Source organism: Paenalicyclobacillus cellulosilyticus (assembly GCF_014647315.1).
Classification (GTDB): Bacteria; Bacillota; Bacilli; order Alicyclobacillales; family Alicyclobacillaceae; genus Alicyclobacillus_J; species Alicyclobacillus_J cellulosilyticus.
The window spans coordinates 370-598 of the sequence record NZ_BMOY01000139.1 but is presented as its reverse complement, the minus strand read 5'-3'; the positions used below and the strand labels follow the sequence as shown (position 1 = coordinate 598).

General features: G+C 45.9%; 1 protein-coding gene. It reads left to right on the top strand.

The window, feature by feature from the left end; all coding sequences use genetic code 11:
• Positions 1-130: 130 nt before the first annotated feature.
• A partial coding sequence (locus IEX97_RS13935; RefSeq protein ID WP_188883548.1) for a transporter permease occupies positions 131-229 on the top strand: 99 nt, incomplete at its 3' end.

Sequence of the window (229 nt, the reverse complement as noted above, 5' to 3'; positions counted from 1 at the left end):
CACTCTGCCCTTTACGATACACAAAAAACTGCAGAGTTATTCTGTGGCATCGTGAACAAATGGAAGGCCCTCGGCGGTTGGCCGCTTGTTAACGAAGAATAATAAGTAAACACAACATATTGGGAATAGTATGAATCCTGTCGTTATCTCAGTTTGCGTCATGCTCGTGTTAGCATTGATGCGTGTAAACGTGGTGGTCGCCCTCACGTTTAGTGCCATTGTTGGTGGC